At 66.5% G+C, this 23,571-nt stretch carries 23 protein-coding genes; 15 read left to right on the top strand and 8 right to left on the bottom strand.

The features are described from left to right. Positions 1–28 precede the first annotated feature (28 nt). The 5 genes from purB to MUG78_RS03965 all read left to right on the top strand — a co-directional run bounded on the left by purB (position 29) and on the right by MUG78_RS03965 (position 5,970). Positions 29–1,456 carry an adenylosuccinate lyase gene (gene purB / locus MUG78_RS03980; protein WP_246992398.1) on the top strand — a complete coding sequence of 476 codons (1,428 nt, stop codon included), beginning with the start codon at positions 29–31 and terminating at the stop codon, positions 1,454–1,456. 37 nt (positions 1,457–1,493) lie between these two features. After that, positions 1,494–2,390: a phosphoribosylaminoimidazolesuccinocarboxamide synthase gene (locus MUG78_RS03975; RefSeq protein WP_246992396.1), complete on the top strand. Its 897-nt coding sequence runs from the start codon at positions 1,494–1,496 to the stop codon at positions 2,388–2,390. Continuing rightward, complete coding sequence (locus tag MUG78_RS03970; RefSeq protein WP_246992394.1) at positions 2,383–4,575, top strand: S9 family peptidase; 2,193 nt, start codon at positions 2,383–2,385, stop codon at positions 4,573–4,575. Before MUG78_RS03975 ends, MUG78_RS03970 begins: the two co-directional genes overlap by 8 nt. Before the next feature lie 315 nt (positions 4,576–4,890). Beyond that, entirely contained in the window at positions 4,891–5,025 is a 135-nt protein-coding gene (locus MUG78_RS18080) for a hypothetical protein (protein ID WP_281499782.1), read from the top strand. 162 nt (positions 5,026–5,187) lie between these two features. Next, complete coding sequence (locus MUG78_RS03965) at positions 5,188–5,970, top strand: hypothetical protein (protein ID WP_246992392.1); 783 nt, start codon at positions 5,188–5,190, stop codon at positions 5,968–5,970. Between the two features lie 80 nt (positions 5,971–6,050). Here MUG78_RS03965 and MUG78_RS03960 read toward each other — a convergent pair whose 3' ends face one another. Then, complete coding sequence (locus MUG78_RS03960; protein ID WP_308221325.1) at positions 6,051–7,037, bottom strand: iron-sulfur binding domain-containing protein; 987 nt, start codon at positions 7,035–7,037, stop codon at positions 6,051–6,053. A gap of 47 nt (positions 7,038–7,084) precedes the next feature. Here MUG78_RS03960 and MUG78_RS03955 point away from each other — a divergent pair, with 47 nt between their 5' ends. After that, on the top strand, positions 7,085–7,711 hold the full coding sequence (locus MUG78_RS03955) for a carbonic anhydrase (RefSeq protein WP_246992390.1): 627 nt from the start codon (positions 7,085–7,087) through the stop codon (positions 7,709–7,711). Between the two features lie 90 nt (positions 7,712–7,801). Next, positions 7,802–8,524, top strand: coding sequence for a hypothetical protein (locus MUG78_RS03950; RefSeq protein WP_246992388.1), 723 nt, complete (start codon positions 7,802–7,804; stop codon positions 8,522–8,524). Positions 8,525–8,527: 3 nt separating this feature from the next. On the opposite strand, the gene disA is transcribed toward MUG78_RS03950, so the two are convergent. Further along, positions 8,528–9,610, bottom strand: a complete 1,083-nt coding sequence (disA, locus tag MUG78_RS03945) for a DNA integrity scanning diadenylate cyclase DisA (RefSeq protein ID WP_246992386.1) — start codon at positions 9,608–9,610, stop codon at positions 8,528–8,530. Positions 9,611–9,857: 247 nt separating this feature from the next. Beyond that, positions 9,858–10,244: a hypothetical protein gene (locus MUG78_RS03940; protein WP_246992384.1), complete on the bottom strand. Its 387-nt coding sequence runs from the start codon at positions 10,242–10,244 to the stop codon at positions 9,858–9,860. A 96-nt stretch (positions 10,245–10,340) separates the two neighbouring features. On the opposite strand from MUG78_RS03940, the gene MUG78_RS03935 reads away from it, so the two are divergent. Beyond that, positions 10,341–11,621, top strand: a complete 1,281-nt coding sequence (locus tag MUG78_RS03935) for an IS256 family transposase (RefSeq protein WP_246992382.1) — start codon at positions 10,341–10,343, stop codon at positions 11,619–11,621. 1,423 nt (positions 11,622–13,044) lie between these two features. After that, complete coding sequence (locus MUG78_RS03930; protein ID WP_246996808.1) at positions 13,045–14,064, top strand: IS30 family transposase; 1,020 nt, start codon at positions 13,045–13,047, stop codon at positions 14,062–14,064. Positions 14,065–14,136: 72 nt separating this feature from the next. Here the strand turns inward: MUG78_RS03930 and MUG78_RS03925 are convergent, their stop codons facing one another. The 4 genes from MUG78_RS03925 to MUG78_RS03910 all read right to left on the bottom strand — a co-directional run bounded on the left by MUG78_RS03925 (position 14,137) and on the right by MUG78_RS03910 (position 18,604). Continuing rightward, entirely contained in the window at positions 14,137–15,435 is a 1,299-nt protein-coding gene (locus MUG78_RS03925) for an ISL3 family transposase (protein WP_246992380.1), read from the bottom strand. A 661-nt stretch (positions 15,436–16,096) separates the two neighbouring features. Continuing rightward, a complete protein-coding gene (locus tag MUG78_RS03920) occupies positions 16,097–17,104 on the bottom strand; it encodes an alpha/beta hydrolase (RefSeq protein ID WP_246992378.1) in 1,008 nt (335 codons plus the stop codon). A gap of 77 nt (positions 17,105–17,181) precedes the next feature. After that, positions 17,182–17,817, bottom strand: coding sequence for a hypothetical protein (locus MUG78_RS03915; RefSeq protein WP_246992376.1), 636 nt, complete (start codon positions 17,815–17,817; stop codon positions 17,182–17,184). A gap of 40 nt (positions 17,818–17,857) precedes the next feature. Next, a complete protein-coding gene (locus MUG78_RS03910) occupies positions 17,858–18,604 on the bottom strand; it encodes a hypothetical protein (protein ID WP_246992375.1) in 747 nt (248 codons plus the stop codon). 44 nt (positions 18,605–18,648) lie between these two features. Between MUG78_RS03910 and MUG78_RS03905 the strand changes: the two genes are divergently transcribed. The 3 genes from MUG78_RS03905 to MUG78_RS03895 all read left to right on the top strand — a co-directional run bounded on the left by MUG78_RS03905 (position 18,649) and on the right by MUG78_RS03895 (position 19,988). Beyond that, positions 18,649–18,930 carry a hypothetical protein gene (locus MUG78_RS03905; RefSeq protein WP_246992373.1) on the top strand — a complete coding sequence of 94 codons (282 nt, stop codon included), beginning with the start codon at positions 18,649–18,651 and terminating at the stop codon, positions 18,928–18,930. 100 nt (positions 18,931–19,030) lie between these two features. Beyond that, entirely contained in the window at positions 19,031–19,555 is a 525-nt protein-coding gene (locus MUG78_RS03900) for a PaaI family thioesterase (protein ID WP_246992371.1), read from the top strand. Positions 19,556–19,637: 82 nt separating this feature from the next. Next, positions 19,638–19,988 carry a DUF4333 domain-containing protein gene (locus MUG78_RS03895; protein WP_246992369.1) on the top strand — a complete coding sequence of 117 codons (351 nt, stop codon included), beginning with the start codon at positions 19,638–19,640 and terminating at the stop codon, positions 19,986–19,988. Between the two features lie 201 nt (positions 19,989–20,189). On the opposite strand, the gene MUG78_RS03890 is transcribed toward MUG78_RS03895, so the two are convergent. After that, positions 20,190–21,248: an IS630 family transposase gene (locus tag MUG78_RS03890; protein ID WP_246991490.1), complete on the bottom strand. Its 1,059-nt coding sequence runs from the start codon at positions 21,246–21,248 to the stop codon at positions 20,190–20,192. A gap of 151 nt (positions 21,249–21,399) precedes the next feature. Between MUG78_RS03890 and MUG78_RS03885 the strand changes: the two genes are divergently transcribed. The 3 genes from MUG78_RS03885 (at position 21,400) to MUG78_RS03875 (ending at position 23,564) form a co-directional block, all read left to right on the top strand. Further along, positions 21,400–21,645 carry a DUF4333 domain-containing protein gene (locus tag MUG78_RS03885; RefSeq protein ID WP_246992367.1) on the top strand — a complete coding sequence of 82 codons (246 nt, stop codon included), beginning with the start codon at positions 21,400–21,402 and terminating at the stop codon, positions 21,643–21,645. 76 nt (positions 21,646–21,721) lie between these two features. Further along, on the top strand, positions 21,722–22,402 hold the full coding sequence (locus MUG78_RS03880) for a hypothetical protein (RefSeq protein WP_246992365.1): 681 nt from the start codon (positions 21,722–21,724) through the stop codon (positions 22,400–22,402). Beyond that, positions 22,308–23,564 (top strand): McrB family protein, encoded by a 1,257-nt coding sequence (locus MUG78_RS03875; RefSeq protein WP_246992363.1) that lies wholly within the window; start codon positions 22,308–22,310, stop codon positions 23,562–23,564. Before MUG78_RS03880 ends, MUG78_RS03875 begins: the two co-directional genes overlap by 95 nt. The last annotated feature ends 7 nt before the right edge of the window (positions 23,565–23,571 follow it).

Here is a 23,571-nt window from a genome sequence, read left to right as displayed (position 1 = left end):
GGGCGACCTGGGCCGTAGAATGCTCGACGTGGGAAAACCTGCCATCAGCAATGTCCTGGCCAGCCGCTACGCCTCTGCAGATCTCGGTGAGATCTGGTCGCCGCGGAACAAGATCATCCTGGAGCGCCGCCTCTGGATCGCGGTGCTGCAGGCGCAGCGCGAGCTGGGGATCGACGTCCCCGCCGACGCCATCGCCGACTACGAGCGCGTCGTCGATCAGGTGGATCTGGATTCCATCGCCGAGCGCGAGCGGGTCACCCGCCACGACGTGAAGGCGCGCATCGAGGAGTTCAACGCCCTCGCCGGTCACGAACAGATCCACAAGGGCATGACCAGCCGCGACCTCACCGAGAACGTGGAGCAGCTGCAGATCCTCAGCTCGCTGACCTACGTGCGCCGGCACAGCCTCACGCTGCTCGCGCGCCTCACCGAGGGCGCCGCGCTGTACGTGACCACCGTGATGGCCGGGCGCAGCCACAACGTCGCCGCGCAGGCCACCACGCTCGGCAAGCGCTTCGCGTCGGCCGCCGACGAACTGATGATCGGCATCACCCGGCTCGACGAGCTGATCGCGCGCTACCCGCTGCGCGGCATCAAGGGCCCGATGGGCACCAGCCAGGACATGCTCGATCTGCTCGACGGCGACGAGGAGAAGCTCGACGCCCTCGAAGCCAAGGTCGCCACCCACCTGGGCTTCGCCAACGCGCTGACCTCCGTCGGCCAGGTGTACCCGCGCTCGCTCGACTACGACGTCGTGTCCGCGCTGGTACAGGTGGCGGCGGCGCCGTCGTCGTTGGCCACCACCATCCGGCTGATGGCCGGCCACGAACTGGTCACCGAGGGCTTCCAGCCCGGCCAGGTGGGCAGCTCGGCCATGCCGCACAAGATGAACACTCGCAGCTGTGAGCGCGTCAACGGCCTCGCGGTGATCCTGCGCGGCTACGCGTCGATGACCGGCGAGCTGGCCGGTGCGCAGTGGAACGAGGGCGACGTCTTCTGCTCGGTGGTGCGCCGCGTCGCGCTGCCGGACGCGTTCTTCGCGATCGACGGCCTGCTGGAGACCTTCCTGACCGTGCTCGACGAGTTCGGCGCCTACCCCGCGGTGATCGCCAACGAGCTGGACCGCTACCTGCCGTTCCTGGCCACCACCAAGGTGCTGATGGCCGCGGTGCGCGCCGGTGTGGGTCGTGAGACCGCACACGAGGCGATCAAGGAGAACGCCGTCGCCGTGGCCCTGGCCATGCGCGAGGAGGGCCGCGAGCCGGACCTGCTCGACCGTCTCGCCGCCGACGAGCGTCTGCCGCTGGACCGGGCTCAGCTCGACGAGCTGATCGACGACAAGTCGGCCTTCGTCGGCGCGTCCACCCAGCAGATCGCCAACGTGATCCGGGCGGCCACCGCGCTGCTCGATACCGACCCCGAGGCGGCCCGGTACCGTCCGGCGCCGATCCTGTAGTTCCACTCACCTGCATCAGTAAGAAGGAGACCGCGCGATGCGTCCCGCCCTGTCCGACTATCGGCACGTCGCCTCCGGCAAGGTCCGCGACATCTACGAGATCGACGAGCAGACTCTGCTGCTGGTCACCTCGGACCGGATCTCGGCGTACGACTTCATCCTGGACACGCCGATCCCGGACAAGGGACGCATCCTCACCGCGGCCAGCTTCTTCTGGTTCGACCAGCTGACCGTGCCGAACCACCTGGCCGGCGGTCCCACCGACGAGCGGATCCCCGCCGAGTTGGTGGGCCGATCGATGGTGGTGGCCAAGCTGCCGATGGTCCCGGTGGAGTGCGTGGCCCGCGGCTACCTGACCGGTTCGGGCCTGGTTGACTACCGGGCCACCGGCGCGGTGTGCGGCGTGCAGCTGGCCCCCGGCCTCACCGAGGCCGATCGTCTGCCGCAGCCCATCTTCACCCCGGCCACCAAGGCCGACATCGGTGATCACGACGAGAACGTGAGCTTCGAGCAGGTGGCCGCGCAGGTGGGCGACGACCTGGCGCGCACCCTGCGCGACCTGACGCTCGACATCTATTCGCGCGCTTCGGATCTGGCGCGCGAACGCGGAATCATCCTGGCCGACACCAAGTTCGAGTTCGGCCAGGCGGCCGACGGTTCGCTGGTGCTGGCCGACGAGGTCCTCACCCCGGACTCCTCCCGCTACTGGGAGGCGTCCACCTGGGAGCCGGGCACGGTGCAGCCGAGCTTCGACAAGCAGATCGTCCGCAACTGGCTCACCTCGGACGCGGCGAACTGGGATCGCCACGGCGACGTGCCGCCCCCGCCGCTGCCGGACGATGTCGTCGAACGCACCCGTGCGCGGTACATCGAAGCGTACGAACGGATTTCGCAGCTCTCCTTCGACGATTGGCCGGACGCCGAGAATGCCTGATCCCGCTGTGCCGAACACCCCCGCCGTGCCCGACTCTGTTGCGCCCCCGAGCGTGCCGCCCACCATCAAGAAGGTGCCGTCCTCGCGCGAGCACCACGGCGACGTCTTCGTCGACGAGTACGAGTGGCTGCGCGATCGCGAGAACCCCGAGGTGATCGCCTACCTCGAGGCGCAGAACGAGTACACCAAGGCGCAGACCGCGCCGCTGGCGCAGCTGCGCACCGACATCTACGAAGAGATCCGGTCGCGCACGCAGGAGACCGACATGTCGGTGCCGGTGCGGTCCGGGCAGTACTGGTACTACCTGCGCACCGAAGAGGGCAAGGCGTACGAGATCCGTTGCCGCTGCCCGATTTCCGGGCCGGACGACTGGACGCCGCCGGTGGTGGCGCCCGACGTCCCGGTGCCCGGCGAGCAGGTGCTGCTCGACAGCAACGTGGAGTCCGAGGGCCACGAGTTCTTCGCGCTCGGCGGGTACTCCGTCTCGCACGACGGCCGCTGGTTGGCCTTCTCCACCGACACCGTCGGCGACGAGCGGTACACGCTGCGGATCAAGGACCTGGAGACCGGGGAGCTGCTCGACGATGTCGTCGAAGACACCGCGGGCGGGGCCACGTGGTCCAGGGACGCGCGGTTCCTCTTCTATCTGACGGTCGACGACGCCTGGCGTCCGGACACGCTGTGGCGGCACGAAGTGGGCGGCAGCGGCGACGACGTCCGCGTCTTCCACGAGCCGGACGAGCGGTTCTGGGTCGGCTTCGGCGCCACCCAGAGCGAGGACTTCCTGGTGATCGGGGCGGGGTCCAAGGACACCTCCGAGGTCTTCGTGCTGTCCATGGACGATCCGACCGGCGAGTTCGTCTCGCTGGCCGGACGTACTGCGGGCGTGGAGTATTCGGCCGAGCATGCGAAGTTCGGCGGCGAGGACTACTTCGTCATCGTGCATAACGCGCCGAGCGCCGAGGGGCAGAGCCAGGCCAACTTCGCGGTCGACGTGATGCCGGTGAACGATCCGGCCGCGCGTCGTCCGATGATCGGGCACCGCGCCACGCACCGCATCGAGGACGTGGAGTGCTTCGCCGATTACCTGGTGCTGTCGTACCGGGAGGCGGCGCTGCCGAAGCTGGCGATCGCCGACCTGCGCGGCCGGGACACCCTGCCCGGCGCGGATGACTTTGTGCCCGTGACCTTTTCGCAGGAACTGTGCTCGGTGGGGCTGGGCGGCAACCCGGAGTGGAACACCCCGCGGCTGCGCATCGGGTACGCCAGCTACGTGGAGCCGACCGAGGTGATCGACCTCGACGTCGCCACCGGCGAGCGCACGCTGCTCAAGCGCGCCACGGTGCTGGGGGAGTACGACCCCGCCGACTACGTGGCCACCCGCGAATGGGCGACGGCCGTCGACGGCACCCAGGTGCCGATCTCGATCGTGCGGCGTCGTGATGTGACCGGCCCGATGCCGTTGCTGCTCAACGGATACGGCGCCTACGAGATCAGTTCGGACCCGGGCTTCTCGGTGTCGTCGCTGAGCCTGCTGGATCGCGGGATGGCGCTGGCCACCGCGCACATCCGCGGCGGCGGCGAGATGGGACGGTACTGGTACGAGCAGGGGCGTCTGCTGTCGAAGAAGAACACCTTCACCGACTTCGTCGCCGTGGCCCAGCATCTGGTGGACACGGGCTGGACCACGCCGGGGCAGATGGTGGCCGACGGCGGTTCGGCCGGCGGACTGCTGATGGGTGCGGTCGCGAATCTGGCGCCGGAGCTGTTCGGCGGGATCCTGGCGGCGGTGCCGTTCGTCGACCCGTTGACGTCGATCCTGGATCCGTCGCTGCCGCTGACGGTGACCGAGTGGGACGAGTGGGGCGACCCGCTGCACGACCCCGAGGTCTACGCCTACATCCGCAGTTACGCGCCGTACGAGAACGTCGCCGAACTGCCGTACCCGGCCATGCTGATCCTGAACTCGTTCAACGACACTCGCGTGCTCTTCACCGAAGCCGCAAAATGGGCTGCGCGCCTTCAGGAGTCGACCACGTCGGGCAATCCGATCCTGCTCCGCACGGAGATGCTCGCCGGCCACGGCGGCCCCTCGGGTCGCTACCGCCGCTGGGAGGAAGCCGCCTTCGAACTGTCGTGGGTCCTCGCCCAGTCCGGCGCCTACACCGCCCCACCCGCTCCCTGAGCCCGTCGACGGGCCCCGCCCGCTCTGACGTGTCGCGACCCTGTTGACGTGTCGCTTTCGGGGCTCCGCGAGCGAGGCGTCAACAGGGTCGCGACTCGCGGGGTGAGGGCTGATGACGGCCGGTATCGCCGCGTGTTGCTGAACGCACCCTGTATGCATGCTGTGAGCCACAGGAGAGCAAATACGTGATTCCGCACACAACCGAGTGAGTGCTTGCTTAACTGACGGCATCAGATGCTCGTTCTGTCTGGTTTGTCCGGGGGTCAACTCTCTCGAAGGGACAGTCCATTGCGAACTCTCACACGCCCGAAGCTCATGACCGGTGTTGCTCTCGCGAGTGCCGGCGCGATTGCACTCACTCCGCTGGCGAGTACTGCGCCGGCAATGGCGGCCGAGCCGTCGCCGATCTCCACCGGGATCGACACCCTGCTGGGCCCGGTCCAGGTCTAGACGGACCTGCTGCAGGAGACGTTCAACAATCTCGCGCCGCTCCTGGGCGAAGGGGTCGGCCAGGGTGCCCCGATTCTTCAGCAGCTGATCGCCAATCAGGTCGCCACCGCTTCTTCGCTGGCCGAGGCGGGCGCCCAGGCGACGAGCAACTTCTTCGGCGCCGTGAATGGGTCCGCCATCCCGGCGCTCAAGACGGCGATCGAGAACCTCGCTGCCGGCGAGATCGACTCCGCTTTCGAGAACCTCTTCCTCGCGGCCCTCACGCCAGTGCTCGGTCCTGCTCTGGCATTGCTCGGACCGATCAATGACGCCATCCTGCAGCCGATCAACAACCTCCAGTCGCTCGCTGAGGGCGGTATGGGCCTCATGGTGGGAGTCGGGCTGGGCGCGGTCACTCCGCTCATGGCTCTGGTCCAGGGGTCCGGCGCGAGCGCTCAGGAGATATTCGACGCCGTGACGGACTTCGATCCGCTCGCGCTCGTCAATGCGATCATCAACGCGCCCGCGAACATCGGCGGCGCGGTCCTCAATGGCATCCCGGAACAGTTCATCCCCGGTCTCCTCAGTGACGGCGGCCTGGTCAGCTCGCTCCTCGGCGCGCGTGACCAGATCGCTGGGTTCCTCGGTGCACCGTCCGGTCGTTCGGCGCTCAGCGCCGGAACCTTCGCGCTGGATTCTGCGGACGACGGTGCCGGCCCTGCCGCGAACTCGCTGACCGTCACGCTCCCCGGCTTCGAGTCGGATGCGGTCGACGACGCAGATGCCCCGGCTCCGGACCTGGCCGTCGACGCCTCGGCTCCGGACCTGGCCGCGGACGCGCTGGCTCCGGACCTGGCCGCCGACGCTCCGGCTGCGCTCGCTGATACGCCGGACGCCTCCTCCGGCGGCGACCTCGTGGGCGCAGGCGCACCCAACGCGGGCTCGGGTGATATCGACCTGTCCTGACGGTCAACGACGACGGCCGCTTCTCCCCATCGCTCCGCTCGCGGTGGGAAGAATCGGCCGTTGTCGTACGCCCTCCCCGCTCACGGCTGACGGCCACACTTCGCGACCCTGTTTACGCGTCGCTTTCGGGGCCCCGCGCGCGACTTGGAAATAGGGTCGCGACTCGCCACTCGGGCGGGTGGGGAGAGGGTCGGGATTCGCCGGGGAGGAGAAGAGGCCGGTGGGGTGAGCTCGACGAGGCCGTCGGTGAGCAGGGAGTCGAGGGCGCGGTCGCGTTGGCCGGGGTCTCGGGTCCACGCGGCGTCGAGGGCGGCGCGATCCACCGGGCCGGAGCTGCCGCGGAGCACGTCGAGCAGCTTCCCGCGGGCCTGCCGGTCGGTGCCCTCGTATTTCTGTGTACGACGAGGCGGCCCGTCGTACGACGGCCGGCCCCGCGCCAGCCAACGACACTGATCGGCGATCGGGCACTCCTCGCACTTGGGGTTGCGCGCCGTGCAGACCAGCGCGCCCAGTTCCATCAGCGCCGCCGAGAACACCGGAGCCTCAGCAGTAGGGGCGCCGGAAGAGTCGCGCGGCAGCAGCGCCTCCGCGTCGGCCAGGTCGCCCCGCGCCGGCGAACCGGGCTCCCGCCCGTGCACGGCCCGCGCGATCACCCGCCGCACGTTCACGTCGACCACCGGCACCGCCTGCCCGTACGCGAAGCACGCCACCGCGCGGGCGGTGTAGTCGCCGATCCCGGGCAGGCCGAGGAGCACGTCGACATCGTCGGGGACGCGGTCATCGTGTTGTGCGGCAAGGACTTTCGAGCAGTCGTGCAGGCGCAGCGCCCGCCGCGGATAACCGAGCTTGCCCCACGCGCGGAGCACCTCGCCGGCCGGTTCGGCGGCCATCGCCGAGGGGACGGGCCATCGTCGAACCCAGTCTTGCCACGGCTCCACCACGCGCGACACCGGGGTCTGCTGCAGCATGATCTCGCTGATCAGAACGTGCCAGCCGGTCACCGCGGGATCGCGCCAGGGGAGGTCGCGCCGAGCGTCGTCGAACCAGGTCAGAATGTCCGCTTCCACGAGCCCGGCCGAATCCCTTCCACTTGGTGAGGTGTAACACTAGAAGCATGAAAGATCTCACCCCGACCGAAGCCTGGCAACTCATCAAATCCGGCAACGAGCGCTTCGTGCGCGGGGAGGCGATTCATCCCAGTCAGGGTATCGCCGATCGCCCGGAGCTGGTCCAGGGCCAGACCCCGCACGTGGTGCTGTTCGGTTGCGGCGACTCGCGCGTCGCTGCCGAGGTGATCTTCGACCAGGGTCTGGGCGACATGTTCGTGGTCCGCACCGCCGGTCACGTCATCGATTCGTCGGTCCTCGGCTCCATCGAGTTCGCCGTCGAGCTGCTGAACACCCCGCTGATCGTGGTCCTCGGCCACGACAGCTGCGGCGCGATCGCGGCGTCGCTGCGGGCGCTCGACGAGAACGAGCTGCCCCCCGGCTACATCCGCTCCATCGTGGAGCGTGTGCTCCCGAGCATGATCGAGGGGCGCCGCGACGGCCTCACGCGCGTCGACGAGTTCGAGCAGCGCCACGTCACCGAGACCGGCAAGCTCCTGGTGGAGCGCAGCCGCATCATCGCCGAGCAGGTGGCCGACGGACGCCTCGCGGTGATCGGCCTGAACTACCACTTGAACGACGGCGCCGCCACGCTCTCCAGCGTCATCGGCGACATCGGCGAGCCCGCCCCGTAGGTCGTTGAAGGGTGTGATCTCCCGCCGCATGTCGCGACACGCCGCCCGGGGTCGACGACGCCCCTGGCGTGCGGCGATACCGTGGCAGACGTGATTGAACCGCAGGGACCGTTGCCTGATGAGGTCTACTGGAAGCGTCGGCTGCTCGCCGCCGCTGCCGTCGTGGTGGCAATCGCGCTGATCATCGCCCTGATCATCTGGGCCAGTTCCGGTGGGAACGACGAACCGGGCACCACCAACGCCGCGGCCACCTCGTCGACCACCGAGGGATCGGCGGCACCCGAGGCGCCCGCGTCCAGCGAGAAGCCGAACCAGGGCCAGGCCCCGGCGCCCAAGTCGCCGGTCGAGTCCCCGGCCCCCACCAGCGAAGCCCCGCAGACCGAGCCGGCCCAGGGCGCCGAGGTGGCGCCGTGCACGGACCAGACGCTGTCGGTGGTGCTCTACACCGACAAGCCGACCTACACCAAGGGCGACCAGCCGGTCTTCACCGTCGTGGTGACCAACGGCGGCCTCGCACCCTGCTCGCGCGACATCGGCAAGGCGTCGCAGAACGTGACCGTCCGTTCGCTCGACGGCACGCGGACCCTGTGGTCCGCACAGGACTGCGCCCCCGACAAGACGGTGAACGTCCAGGTGCTGGCACCGGGGCAGCAGGCTTCGGACAAGATCACGTGGTCGGGCACCACCAGCAGCCCCGGTTGCGAGAAGCCGCGCGTGGCCATCCCGGTGGGCGCCTACCAGGCCATCGCCACCGTGGGCGTCAAGGAGTCGGCCCCGATCACGTTCAACGTGATCGCCCCGCCCCAGCAGTAGTCGCTAGTCGAACCGCTCCAAGCTTGCTTCGGCGAGCCGGGAGAGGCCTTCGCGGATGTGCCGGGCCCAGATCGAACCGATGCCTTCGACGGCTTGCAGGTCGGCCGAGCTCGACGCCAACAACGACTGCAGGTTCCCGAACTCGCGCACCAGCCGATCGATGTGCCCGAACTGCAGGCGCGAGATCCGGGCCAGCAGCCGGTAGCCGCGGGGCGTCATCGGCAGGTCTTGCGCTTCGATGGTCGACGGGTAGCCGAACGCGCCGGCCACCAGCGTGAGGTCGAGCAGGTCGGCGTTCGACAGGTCTTCCAGCGCGTCGAGGATCTGGCGCACCTGCTCGGTGCTGGCCGGCTCGGGCGCGGAGTAGTAATCGCGCACCAGGAGTTCGCGCATCATGTCGTTGTCGCTGATCAGCTCCTCGAGCTGCAGCGCCACCTGGCGTCCGTAGACGCCGAGCTCCAGCACGTACTCCTCGATCTCCACGCCGACGCGTCGCACCATCTCCATGCGCTGGGCGGCGCTGCACGCGTCGCGCAGCAGCACGTAGTCTTCGATCTCCGCGCGCGAGAGCTGGGCGCTCACCTCGTCGAGCCGCGACTTGTACCGCTCCAACGTGGCGAGGGCGACGTTGGCGCGCGACAGCAGTCCGTCGGGATTCTCGACGACGCGGCGAATGCCGTCGACGTACAGGCTCACGATCGACATCGAGGCGCTCACCGAGATGGTCGGCGTCCCGGTCTGCAGGGCGGTGCGCTCGGCGGCGCGGTGCCGGGTGCCCGACTCCGCGGTCGGGATCGACGGGTCGGGCATCAGCTGGACGTTGGCGCGCAGAATGCGGGTGCCGTCGTCGGACAGTACGACGGCGCCGTCCATCTTGGCCAGTTCCCGCAGGCGGGTGGGGGCGAAGGCGACGTCGAGGTGGAAGCCGCCGTCGCAGATCCGTTCGGTGGCTTCGTCGTAGCCGAGGAGAATCAGGGCGCCGGTGCCGCCGCGGAGGATCCGCTCGAGCCCGTCGCGCAACCCGGTGCCGGGCGCCACGCGCCGCAGAGTGGCGCGGACCTGCTCAGATGTGGAGTCGGTCATCATGGTGTGGAGGTTACCCGGTCGCTACCCTGCCCCTGCTTCCTGAGCTTGTCGCACGCGCCCTGAGGTCGTCCTACGCTCCCTGAGATTGTCCCTACGCCCGCTGAGCAGTCGAAGGGGCGGCACCCAAGGGGTCCGCTTCCTGCCCCGCTCGCGTGCGTTCTCCGACGACGGGAACGCGCTACTCACCGCCGATCCGCCGCGCACCGGTGCCGAGCTGGAGGTCCGGCGGGTTGCGATCTGTCGCTCGCTACCGGGCCTTCGATACGGGAATAGTCGGCCCCCACGGTCTGCACCCGGTCCGATCCTGCAGGACCTGGTTGAACTCGCCTGCCCTGCCTCGTGCGAGCACGTCGTCAGTGGCCAGTTCAGGAGGCAGGATGCCGACGTAGAGGTAGTAACCGTCGTCGGCCTCATCGAACCGCGAGCATGCGGTCAAGATTCGGAAGTTGCCGGTGTAGTTCGCGAACTCATCACCCCGGGCAGGGTTCACGCGGCGAGAGAAGTTCAGCCCGCCGGTGGCAACCCTCACCCCATTTCCAACGTCATACATGTTTTCGTCACCGAATGATGTATCGCGCGCGTCGGGAGCAAATATCTTGTTATTCAGCTCATCTGCATCAAGAGGAATGATCAAGACCTGTGGATGAGGGAGGGCGCGCCTTCCCGCGATACTGATCCCGTAGTCACTTGATCTAAGTCAGCGTTGCCGCGCTGGCGGAAAGGCACGCCCGTGTCTCTTACCGTAGTCAACCCTGAGGATGCGTCCAACCCGTCCGGCCCGAGTTCGTTGCTCGACCAGCTTGTCCGTGACGGCGCCCGGCAGATGCTCGCCGCCGCCCTGCAGGCCGAGGTCGCCGCCTACATCGCGGCCCACACCGACCAGGTCGACCAGAACGGCCACCGGCTGGTCGTGCGCAACGGCTACCACGGCGAGCGTGAGGTGATGACCGCCGCGGGCGCGGTCACCGTGAAGGCGCCGCGCGTGAACGACAAGCGCACTGACCCCGACACCGGAGAACGCCGCCGGTTCGCCTCGTCGATCCTGCCGGCGTGGGCACGCAAAAGCCCGGAGATCACCGCGGTGCTGCCCCTGCTCTACCTGCATGGTCTCTCTACCGGTGATTTCGGGCCGGCGCTGGAACAGTTCCTGGGCTCGGGGGCGGGCATGTCGGCAGCAACGATCTCCCGGCTCACCAAGCAATGGCAATCCGAAGCGGCCGCGTTCGGCCAGCGCGACATCACCGCCGACTACGTGTATGTATGGGTCGACGGCATCCACCTCAACGTCCGGCTGGAGCAGGAGAAACTGTGCCTGCTGGTGATGATCGGGGTCCGCGCCGACAACGGCGGCAAAGAACTGATCGCCATCGACGACGGCTACCGCGAATCCACCGAATCCTGGGCCGACCTGCTGCGCTCATGCAAACGCCGCGGCATGGCCGCCCCGACACTGGCCGTCGGAGACGGCGCCCTCGGGTTCTGGGCCGCGGTCCGCGAGGTCTTCCCGACCACCGCCGAGCAGCGGTGCTGGTTCCATAAACAGGCCAACGTCCTGGCCGCCATGCCCAAGTCGGCGCACCCCAACGCGAACGCGGCACTGAAGGAGATCTACAACGCCGAAGACCTCGACCACGCCAAGGAAGCGGTCGCCGCGTTCGAGGAAGCCTACGGCGCGAAATATCCGAAAGCAGTCTCCAAGATCACCCACGATCTCGACGTGCTGCTGGAGTTCTACCGGTACCCCGCCGAGCACTGGGTGCACCTGCGGACCACGAACCCGATCGAGTCGACCTTCGCGACGGTCCGGCTGCGTACCAAGGTCACCAAAGGTCCCGGCTCCCGGGCGGCCGGAATCGCGATGGCCTACAAACTCATCGAGGCCGCGCAGTCCCGCTGGCGTGCGATCAATGCACCCCACCTGGCCGCGCTCGTCCACGCCGGCACCACCTTCAAAAACGGTGTCCTCGACAAACCCGACGACGCCTCACCCAGCCACGAGGAGGCCGCCTGAAACATTCCGATCCACAGGTCTTGACAATATCTCCTGCATCAATCCCCACAAGATCAACGGGGTCAATATCTTGTCGCATGTCCTGCACTGCAGGGATAGTGGTTTCACCAGCATGGTCCTCAGTGCTGCCCCCATCTGTGTTCGAACATCCCGCCACCAGCGATAGCGCGAGAACCGCCACGATAGCGGGGACCGCCCTTACGCCTCTTTGAGAACGGTTACGCAATGCACTCCCCGGCCTTCCTTGGCACTCTGCTGATCCGACCGCTCCGCCAGACCCCCGCCTGTCACATAGTACTTATCAATGTAGTATGTGGGATTATAGTTAGACATGTATGCGACGGTCCCCTTCGCCGAGTCCGGGTTTTTCGGTGCACCACAAACTACTTCCACGGTAACAATGTCGCTGCTAGTCACGGAGAGCTCCGCCTTGACAAATTCGCCGCTTAATCCGCCGGTGAAACCGATTGTCACCCCGCGCTCAGTGCTGTGTGACAGCGTGCACGGATTGCTGTGCTCATCGTAGGAGCAAGCCCCTGCCTGGTCACTGAAGTCGGTCTTGATATCTGATGTCACCCGGGTCACTACCTCTCGATAGTGGTGGCAGTTTGACCCGATTCGCTGCTCAGTAAAAGGAACTCCAACACAAGCACTGTCATCCGTGTCGTTGTTTCCCGCGGCGTAGTTCGCATGGTCGGGGCGCTTGGTCGGCTGCGAGTTCAGCGGGGACGAGATCTGCTGTTCCCGAGGGCGCGGCAAAGGGGAGGCCGGAGAGGTGTCAGAGGAACTCCTTGTGCGAGGGGTTTCAGCTGGGGCTTTCCGTGTCGCCGAGGATGGTGAGCGCGCCCCGTCTCGATCTCCGATACGTGACTGGTTCTGGTCCACCCCACTGGCAGGCTCTTCGCGTTGGGTTGTCGGGTTGAGGCTGGGGCCTTCTCCACGGGTAGGTGCTGGTTTTTCGGGTTCTGTCGTCGGATCGGGCGCGGCGGACGATGGTGACGGAGGCGGGGAAGGTGGCGGCCCGTCGTTGCCTCCACGGCATTTGTACGGAACCAGAGGCTGCGGTGCCTGCGAAGGGCTCTTGCCGGGGTTGGCTTGGGCCCAGGTGTTCTTCCACGCGTTGTTGTAGGCCGTTGTCTCGCGCTTGCAGCGTTCAGCAGGCGTTTCGGCGCTGACCGGTGGCGGGCCGATGACGACGAGGAGCATGATCACGACTGCGATGGTGGCCACGAAGCTCGCTGCGGCCCAGGACAGACTTCTGAGTCCAGTGGCGTTGTTCATGCCGTCCCGCCGACCAAAAGTGTAGTCATCGAGAGCGCGCCGAGCAGAGCGGGCGGCGGTGTCATAGCGTCGTAGCAACACTGCAGGCCACCAGGGGTTGCAGGTAGCACGACGGGAGACCCGGGTGGGGCTTGGACGGATGATGCTGACGGTGGCGGATCGAACGGAGATCGCCGTCGGCAGACGGGCGGGGATGACGGTCACCGCGATCGCCGAGCAGATCGGCCGGGACAAGTCGATCGTGTCGCGAGAGATCAAACGCAACGCCACCAATGCCGGCACCTATCGCGTCATACACGCCGACAAGCAAGCGAAGGCACGACGAGCCCGCCCACAGACCAGAACGATCGACACCGACTCGGTACTCGCCGAACGAGTACGATCCGACCTGCGCGCATCGCGGACACCCAGACAGATCGCTGGCCGATTGAAACTCGAGTCCGAAGACTCCACAGTGGACCCCATGACGGGATCACCGAACGCCCACGGACGCCGCATTTCACACGAATCGATCTATCGGTGGATCTACGCTCTCCCGAAGGGAGAGTTGGCTGCTCAGGGCATCCTGCTGCAGTCCAAACGCACCGTGCGCACACCGAGGAAGTCGGCCGGTGAGCGATCAGCGCGGATCGTGGGCATGGTCAGTATCGATGACCGCCCCGAGACAGCATCTGATCGGCGGGTGCCGGGCTGGTGGGAGGGGGATCTGATCGTCGGGAAGGCCGGCCAGTCCGCGGCGGTAACACTGGTGGAACGCACGAGCCGGTACACGCTGATCCTGGGTCTGCCAGACGGGAAGAAAGCGTCGGGTGTTGCCGATGTGCTGATCGATCACCTGCGGGGACTACCGCAGTTCATGCGGAAAGGGCTGACGTGGGATCAAGGCACTGAGATGGCTGAGCATGCCAGCGTCACCGTCGCCGCCGACCTGCCGATCTACTTCGCTCATCCCCGCTCACCATGGGAACGACCTACCAACGAGAACACCAACGGCCTGATCCGCGAGTACCTGCCCAAGGGCACCGAGATCCCGTCCGACCAGCTCTACCTGGAAGCGATCGCCCGCGAGCTCAATGAGCGGCCACGCCAATGCCTGGGCTTCTACACCCCGAGGGAAGCCTTCGAACGCCTACTCAAAGACAACGTTGCTTCCACGATTTGACACCGCCGGCTGCAGGATGAAAGTTCGTCTCATTATCACTCCGAAATTGGGCTCTCCTGACTGATCTGTGGGTCATTTGCGGCCTGGAAGCACGGGCCGGTGACCGCCGAGACTGAGCATGGCCATGGCGATGAGGGCTTCGGCGGACTTGAAGCCGTAGGCCATCCGGGTGATCAGTCGGATCTTGGTGTTGGTCGACTCGATCAGGCCGTTGGATAGTCGATGCTCGATCGCGGCGAGGATCCGGTCGCGGTGTTTGGCGATGCGTTTTTGGAGTTTCACGAACGCGGGGATCCGGCAGCGACGAGCCCAACTGATCCAGCGGTCCAGGGCTTCAGCGGCCGCGTCATGGGGCAGCGCAAATACCACCCGCAGACCTTCCTTGAGCAGGTAGGCGCGATGCAGCCTCGGGTCGGTCCTGGCGATCCAGGCGAGCTTGGCCTGCTGATTGGCGGTGAGGTTCTCGGGGTTCTTCCACAGCGAGTACCGGGCGCCTTTGAGTGCCTTGGCACGGTCGCTGGCCGGCCTAGGTGGGGCGTCGGACCGTGGGCGTCCACGGCCCCGTTTCGGCTCGGCCCGGGCCTGTTTACGGGCATCGTTCCACCCCTGGCGGCGGACCTCATCGAGGGCGTCAGTGGCCCAGGCGACGATGTGGAACGGATCGGCCACCCGCACTGCGGCCGGACACCGATCAGTCACGACGGTGTCGATGAAGTCGGCCCCATCGGCGCTGACGTGGGTGATCAGCGCGCACCGCTGCTCACCGAGCAGGTCGAAGAACTCATGCACGGTGGCGCTGGTACGCCCCGGAGCGGCCCACACCAGCCGACGCCGGTCGTGATCGACGACGACCATGAGGTACTTGTGGCCCTTCTTGTAGCTGATCTCGTCGATCCCGATACGCCGCAGCCCATCGAACCGGTCGTGCTGGGCGTCGATGTCCTCCCAGACGCGGTCGATGATCGATCCGACGGTGCGCCAGGCGATGCGCATCAACTCAGTCACTGTGGACTTCGAGGCCTGGGTCGCCAACCACGCGACCTGATCGTCGAAGGCATAGGTGTGGCCCGCGTCATGGCGGGCCCACGGCACCGCGGCGACCACCACCCCATGCTCGCGGCACCGCACCCGAGGCGTATCGGCCTCGAGCTCGGCACGAATCGTGCCCAGGTCCAGCGCCCGCCAGCGCCGCCGCCCCGGCCCGCCATCATATTGGGGACTGCGCCGCTGGCACCTCCCGCACCGGCCACGTTGGCGCGCGACGGGCCGCACATGGGCCACCAGCACCTGCGCGTCCTCGTCGAATACGACCCGCTCCAGCACGGTCTTCTCGATTCCGAGCAGATTCCGCCATAAGCTGACATCACGCACGCCGTTCTCCTGACCACAGGTTTCTGTTTCCTCGACAGTTCAGAACCTATGCAGGACAACGGCGTGCGCCTACTCAGACGCGCTCACCCCACCCACACATGTGTCAGGAGAGCCCGAAATTGTGGTGTCTCTACGTGTGAGCCCCCGACTGAGGGCCTGCAGCAACGGTAGGAGCATCCGGTCAACCGTCGGGGGCAAGAAGCTGTAAACGTGAAGGTAGAGGGAAGAAGTTGCATTCCGGTCCGGAGTTTCTCGGATGCGCGAGCTGGGAAAACGGTTTCAGTGTTTTCCGACGGAGTCGTTTAGCAGGGCAGCCTCCAACTCCGGTCACCTGAGGTAGACCGGGTGGATGCGGAGTCGTCTGCAGCCACATCAATCAGTACGAATCTGACCGCCGGTTCAGCGGTTTTGCACGCAAGTGGGCGTCTCATTACGAGCGAGCCCCAGAGGCCTGGGCGCGATACAGATCACGGCGGAGTAGGCGGAGCATGAGCACACATCGTCGGTTGTGCGGACGACTTCGTGGCGCGTTCGCATGGCCCCGCCGACCCGTCACCGAGCCACCAAACCCCAGGGGGCTCACCCTCGTCGAAGGGCGAGATGCGCAACAGCGTGGACCCGGAAGGGTCCACGCTGCTGGCGGGGTGTTCCTAGCTACTGCCTACTTCAGCGAGCGAGCGATCGCCGGCCACGAAGCGTGCAGTTCGCGCTCCCAGTAGCCCCACGAGTGGGTGCCGGTGGGACGGATCACGACGGTCGCCGGGATGTTCAGCGAACGCAGCTTCTCCGCCATCTGCTGGGTGCAGACGTTGGTGACCGCTTCGATGCCGCCGCCGAGGATCACGCGGTCGGCGAGAGCAATGCCCTCACCGGCGCTGCTGCCAGCGTCGACCGACTCGTCCTGACCGGGCAGACCGCTGTTCGACGACAGGTAGATCTGCGTACCGCGCAGCTTGCCGGCATTCAGGTACGGGTCGTTCTTGCGCCAGCCCGGGCCGCCGTAGGCGCCCCACATGTTGCGGGCGTCGGCCTTGCCGCGGTCCTCGATCACGGTGCGGATGTACCGCTCGCCGAGGGGATCGCTGGTGCGGGCGCAGCCACTGTACGACGCTGCCATGGTGTACAGCTTCGGCGCCGCGATCGCGAGGTTGAGCACGGTGGTGCCCGCCATCGAGATACCGGCGACGGCGTTCTTGCCGCTCGACTTCAGGTAGGCGTCCATCACGGGCGGCAGTTCCTTGGTGAGGAAGGTCTGCCACTTCTGCACGCCCAGCACCGGATCGGCCCGCTGCCAGTCGGTGTAGTAAGAGAACGCACCCTTCATAGGCGTCACCACGTTGACGTGCTTGCCCGCGAAGAACTCGGCGTAGTTGGTCCGGTTGGCCCAACTGGCACTGTCTTCGCCGCCGCCTGCACCGTTGAGCAGGTAGAACACCGGCGCGGGCTTGCTGCGGTCGGCCGGACGCAGTACGTCGAGGGGAATGTTGCGACCCATCGACGCCGAGTACACCGTCACCAGTTCGCGCTGGGGACCGTACGTGCTGCTGCCGGTGACGCGGGACTCGCCGGTCGCCGGATCGGCGGCTGCGACACCCACCGGGGTGCCGACGCTGATCGCGATGGCCGCAGCCGCAGCCACCAGGCCGCGGGCTGATCGAGTGAACTTCATGTGCTTCGCTTTCTTACTTCAGTACTGCAGTGCGGAGGTCGACGGTGCTGGGGTCGACGGGGATGCGCCGGCGGCTGTCAGGGCAGGAGACTGCCGAGGCTGCCGGTGTCCAGGCTGCCGGATCCGCCCAGATCGGGCAGTCCGCCGCCAATGCCGCCGCCGATGCCCTTGGCCACGGTGATGGTGGGGCCCTTGTCCTGATCGGTGCGGTTGTTCAGGGATCCGGTGATGTGCATGGTGGTGGACATCGTTTCCCCGGTGGCGCACGACGGGTTGACGGTGAACTGCATCGCCAGGGTGCTGACGGCGCTCCAGTTGTTGCCGAGCTTTCCGGTGCCGTCGACGGTCCAGGAGCCCTTGGCCAGGACGTAGCCGGGTTCTTCGCCCGAGCCGTCCTCGATGTTGTCCACGGGCTTATCGTTCCAGGCGGCGCTGCCGGCCACGTACGACCGGCAGGTGGGGACCACCTGCTTCACCCTGCTGATCGTCTCGATGGCCACCCGGCGCTTGATGCTGGTCGAGAGCGTGATGGTGTCGCCGACCTTGGGGGTGGAGTCGCTGACGGTCATCCAGTACTGGGAATTGTTGTTGGTTCCGTACCAGGGTTCGGAGGTGGCCGGTGCCGCGGTGGCGGTGCCGGCGGTGGCGCCGAGAAGGGCGATCGCGAGGGCCGCGGCTCCGGTGCCGGAGGCGAGGCGGGCTGCTGTGCGCATGAGAGTTTCTCCTGATTCTGTGGGTCGACGGTGCTGAGGGTCAGCCGAAGAGGCCGTTGAAGACGCCGCCGAAGAGACCGCTGAGGCTGCTGCTGCCGCCGTTGTCGCCGCCGCCGTTGTTCCCGTCGCCGTTGTTCCCGTCGCCGTTGTCGCCGTCGCCGTTGTCGCCGCCGCCGTTGTTCCCGTCGCCGTTGTTCCCGTCGCCGTTGTCGCCGTCGCCGTTGTCGCCGCCGCCGTTGTCGCCGCCGCCGTTGTTCCCGCCGCCGTTGTCGCCGCCGCCGTTGTCTCCGCCGCCGTTGTCGCCGCCGCCGTTGTCTCCGCCGCCGTTGTCGCCGCCGCCGTTGTCTCCGCCGCCGTTGTCGCCGCCGCCGGTGGAGGGCTTGGCGACGGTGAAGGAGATCGGGTTGTTGTTGAAGTTGCGGTCGCCGATGGTGCTGCCGCCCATGTGCATCACGGCTTGCTGGGCGTTGCCGGTGGCGCAGGCGTCGGTGACCTTGTAGACCACGTTGACCTTGACCACGGATTGGCCGGGACCGTTGATGCGCCATCCGCCGGTGGGGGCGTTGACGAGCACGAAGGAGTCGTCGGTGCCGGTGGTGTTCTGGGTGCTGGCGATGGTGCCGGAGCCGTTGGCCGAGACGAAGTCCAGGCACTTGGGGACCACCTGCTTGACGCGGTACACGTAGCGGTCGATCTGGGAGTGGCTGAGGGTGTTGGAGATGGTGATCTCGTCGCCCACCTTGGGGGTGGTGTCGGTGATGCCCATCGTGAAGGTCCATTTGCCCATGGCGCCGGAGTCGTCGAAGTTTCAGCTACAAGCTGCCCTCCAGCGTGAAGGCCGGCACCGAGCTCACCAGCTTCGGCGCCAAGTTCCGGGCCACCCCGAACCCGCCGCTCGGCACTGTCGAGTTCCCGAACATGACCGCCTGCACCAAGGTGCGCACGCCGAACGCCGGTGAAGCTGTCCTCGGTTCGCTGGATTCCGCGGGCCTAGGCTCGGCCGAAGGCCAGCTGTCGAGCACCGGCTCGCTGAACGATCTGCTGCCCGGCATTATCGGCGGCGTCATCGGCGGCACCGGCGGCGGAGACGACAAGGACAAGGGCGCCAAGTAGGCTGCCTGCCTGAGCGTTCCTGTTCAGGCTTATCGGCCCGGATTCTGTCAATGACGACGGAATCCGGGCCGACCGCATCGATGGACTATCGTCACGTGAGGTGAGCACCAATTTCAGCCTCCCGGACGTGTCAGATCCGATGGAGAGGCATCCGAAGGCCCCGGCCCCGGGTGATCCGTTCCGTCTGCACCACGATCTCTGCCACGGCTGCGGCGTCAACGCGCCCGGCGGACTGCACGTGACCGTGTACGCCGGCGAAGGCTTCACCACCACCGCGGAGATGAAGGTGGAGGAGTGGATGCTGGGCGGGCCCGGCGTGATCCACGGCGGCGTCCTGACCGCGGCATTCGACGAGGTCCTCGGCACCACGCCGCTCATCATCGGTGTGCCGGTGGTGACCGGGCACCTGGAGGTCGACTTCCTCAAGCCCATCCCGATCGGCTCCACCCTGCACTTCGAGGCCGAGGTGGCGGCGAAGGAACGGCGCAAGGTGTTCGTGCGGGCCGTCGCACGTCTTGACGACGATCCCGAGCCGGTGGCTAAGGCGTCGGCCATCTTCATCGAGATCGACCTGCGCAAGCACTACGCGAAGTACCTCGACGCGGCTGCGCAGTCGCGCCCCTGAGAGCAAAACTGATGATTGCCTGAGGAAACTTCCTCGGCGGTCGATACTGGCATGACTCGATTGCTTCCCAGGAGGTCCGGTCATGAACAGTCGTCTGCGTCAGTTACTGGTCACGGGGGTGGCGGGAGCGGCCCTCGTCGTCACGGGCTGTTCGGCGAGCGTCAGTATCGGCGACAAGTCGGAAGCGCCGAAGCCATCCGTCGCGGCGTCGGTGTTGGAGACCAACTCGGCCCAGCAACTCGCCCAGGACCCGGCCAACGTGCCCGCGGTGCGTTGCGACGGCGGCTTGGAAGGCACCATCGGCTACACGCAGTCGTGCGAGGTGCAGATCCTCGGCGAGTGGCATCCGTACACCGCGACGGTGGTCTCCGTGGAGGGTGATCAGATCAACTGGAACATCAAGGCCGACGATCCGGATTCGATTCCGCAGTAGGTTCTCGGCCCTTCGACAGGCTCAGGGGGGCGGGGTAAAACTGATATTTCCCTGAGGAAATTGGCTAAACGGTCAATACTGGCAGGACCAACGCTCCTCGGGTGGTCCGGTCATGAACAGTCGATTCCGTCAGCTGCTGATCTCGGGGGCGGTGGGGGCGGCCGTCTTTGCGACGGGCTGCTCCGCTAGTGTCGCGTGTCTTTAATTAGTTTTCGGTTGGGCTTTCTTCAGAATGTCCTCGGCGTTCTTGGTCCAGACGAAGGGGTGTTTGCGGTCGTTCCAGCCGTTGATGAAGGCTCGGATCTTTGCATTGAGGTCTTTGACTGAGGTGAAGACGCCTCGGCGGATGGCTTGTCGGTCGATGATGCCGAACCAGACTTCGACGAGGTTGAGCCACGATCCCGAGGTCGGGGTGAAGTGGACGTGGATGTTCGGATGCTGTTCGAGCCAGTTGCGGACTTCGGCTTTCTTGTGGGTGGCGTAGTTGTCCATGACCAGGTGTAGTTCCTGGTCGGGGTAGGTGCGGTCGATCTGCCGCAGGAAGGACAGGAACTCCTGGTGGCGGTGTCGGGGCTTGACCGCTGCGGTCACCTGCCCGGTCGCGATCTCCAACGCCGCGAACAGTGTGGTGGTGCCGTGGCGCTTGTAGTCATGGGTGCGGCGTTCGATCTGCCCGGGCTGCATCGGCAGCATCGGCGCAGTGCGGTCCAGGGCTTGGATCTGCGATTTCTCGTCCACACACAACACGATCGCGTTCTCCGGCGGCTCCAGGTACAAGCCGACGACATCGGTGACCTTGGCGACCAGTTCCGGGTCGGTGGAGAACTTGAATGTTCCCGACCTCCACGGCGCAACCCCGTACTCGCGCCAGGCCCGGGCGACCGTCGCGTTCCCGATGCCGAGATGCCCGGCCAACAACCGCGACGACCAGTGCGTGACCCCGTACTTCTTCGGCGGCGGCATCAACGTCGCCGACACGATATCGGCGTGATCGAGATGCCGTGGCCGACCGGGCCTTTCGGCGTCGAGGAGCCCCGCGAGTCCGTCCTGGAGATACCGGGAACGCCACTTGATGACCGTCGGTATCGAGGTTCCCACAACCTCACTGATCCGAGAATTAGCCATTCCGTCGGCAGCGAGCGTGACGATCCGCGCCCGACGCACCAGACCGGCCGGCGTTGTAGTCGATCGCAACAACTGATCGAGCTCATCCGCATCGCCATCACGCAGTTCCAGGGCCGGTGCAGGAGAATTCGCCATAGCCAATTATCTCAACCCAGGAACCATAAACTAATTAACGACACGCGACACTAGCTTCAGCGTCGGCGACAACCCCGACTCGTCGAAGCCCACGACCGAGTCGGCATGGTCGTCGAAGATCTCCGTCACCACGGGGCCGACCATCTACGGCATGAACCAGGACTTGCTCCAGAGCGAGATTGCGGAGGAGCTCGGTAAGAATATGAGCGAGCCTCCCGCTGTCCGTTGCGCGGGCGGGATCAAGGGCCGTGTCGGCAACACCCAGACGTGCGAAGTCCAGATCCTCGGCACTTGGTACGCGTACACCATCACCGTGACGAGTGCGGACGAAGACGGCTTCCGGTACAACATCAGCCCCGACAATCCGGAGTTGATACCGGACACGATGCCGGAGTAGGTCCGTCGGCCCTTCGACCCTTCGACAAGCTCAGGGAGCGGGGGCTGAGTGTCGGTGGCGGGTGACACTATGGGGCGTGGCTGTTTTCTCTTGGTTGGACCGCTCGGGCATTGACGAGATCTGCGCGCAGTGGCGCGAGGGGTCGCTGATCGGTGACGCCTCCCTGCTGTACCCGGAGACCTACCCCGACGCCTGGTCCGCGGAGCGACTCGTCGAGCTGAACGGCCTGTTCTGGGGGAACCTCCTCGAAGGTGAAGAAGCCGGCGGAACGTTCGCGTCCAAGTGGGAACGACAGCTGCAGGGCGCCGACATCGAAGTCCGGCTGCTGGCCGCGGAAGTGCTGCTGATCTACTACCTGCCCACCGAGGCCGTCGGGCGCGGCCGCAAGGTCGAGATGATCAACATGACCATCGGGCCCGACCATCCCGAGCTGCACATCGTCAGCGGCAGCACCGTCGACCAGGCATTGCGGTCAGGGATCGCGAACCCGGGCCTGTTCTACAACTCGGGTCAACCGCTGCTGGTCGGTTACCTGATGGACCTGGCGTTGCGGATCAAACAGCGCTCCCCCGGAGGAACGGGCCGCGCTGTTGCACGGCAACCCGTGGGGTTTCGCCCAGTTCGCCGAGGAAGGCGATCAGCCGTGCGACGCGATGCGCAACATGGTCTGCCACCTCCTGTACCCCGACTACTTCGAGCGGATCGCGTCCAAGCGGCACAAGGAACTGGTGCTGAAGGCGTTCGGCGAGCTCGATGACTCGGGCGACGACGCCAGTACCGACCAGCGGCTCTACGCCATTCGGCTGGCGCTGAAGGAACGGCTGCCGGACTGGAGCGAAGCGCGTCGCGACTACTACAGCGACGACCTCGAGCCGATCTGGCGGCCGGCGAGCAAGTCCGGCGACGACGAGGCCGAAGACCCGTCGTTCGCGCTGGAGTACAAGAAGCAGATCGTCTTCTACGGACCGCCCGGCACCGGCAAGACCTTCCAGGCGATGAAGCTGGCCGAATCCGTGATTCGGACTGCGGCGCTGCAGCAGTGGGGTGTGGGCGAGTACTTCACCGATCCGGGCGCCGTCGATCGGGCCGTCGCCGAGAACGTGACGCGCCTGCAGATGCACCCGTCGTACGGCTACGCCGAGTTCATGGTGGGCCTGCAACTCGACGCCGATGGTGGCACCAGTTATCAACTCGGCGCGCTGCCTCGGCTGGCGGAGCGCATGCGTGTGGAACGGGAAACCGATCCGGAGCGCGCGCTGCCGCACGTGCTGATCCTCGACGAGATCAACCGCACCGACCTGAGCGCGATGTTCGGCGAGGCATTCAGCGCCATGGAGCGGGACAAGCGCGACACCGACGTCGAGCTGTTCGCGCACGGCGCCGACGGGGAGTCGATCCGGTTCCGCATGCCGTCGAACCTCTACATCATCGGCACCATGAACGAGATCGACCAGTCGGTGGAGGCGTTGGACTTCGCGCTGCGTCGTCGCTTCTTCTGGTTCGCCACCCCGTACGACGAGGGCGACCTGTGGCCGATCTGGCGCGCGCAGTGGAGTGAGCAGTCGGTGCCCGTCGCGTGGGACCGCGCGGAGCCGCAACTGGCCGACGTCGCCTCGTGCGTCACCCGATTGAACGCGCGGATCCGTGGCATGGCCGAGCTGGGGCCGGAGTACGAACTCGGCGCGGCGGTCTTCGCCGACCTGCCGTACTTCGTGGGGCGCGAGTGGCGCGGACGACGACACGGCCGCGGCGGCGGAAAGTACCTGTGGGATGGGAAGAAGCAGCCGTTGGCGCCGCTGAAGTCGTTGTGGGCCTTGTCGATTCAGCCGGTGCTGGAGCAGTATCTGGCCGGCTCTGATCGACGGTCCGAGGAGCTCGCTGAACTCCGGGAACTGCTGCTGGCAGCTCCGGCCGGCTGACCATGGC

The sequence above is a fragment of the Gordonia alkaliphila genome (assembly GCF_023017165.1).
GTDB lineage: Bacteria > Actinomycetota > Actinomycetes > Mycobacteriales > Mycobacteriaceae > Gordonia > Gordonia alkaliphila.
This window is presented reverse-complemented; position numbering and strand designations above follow the sequence as displayed.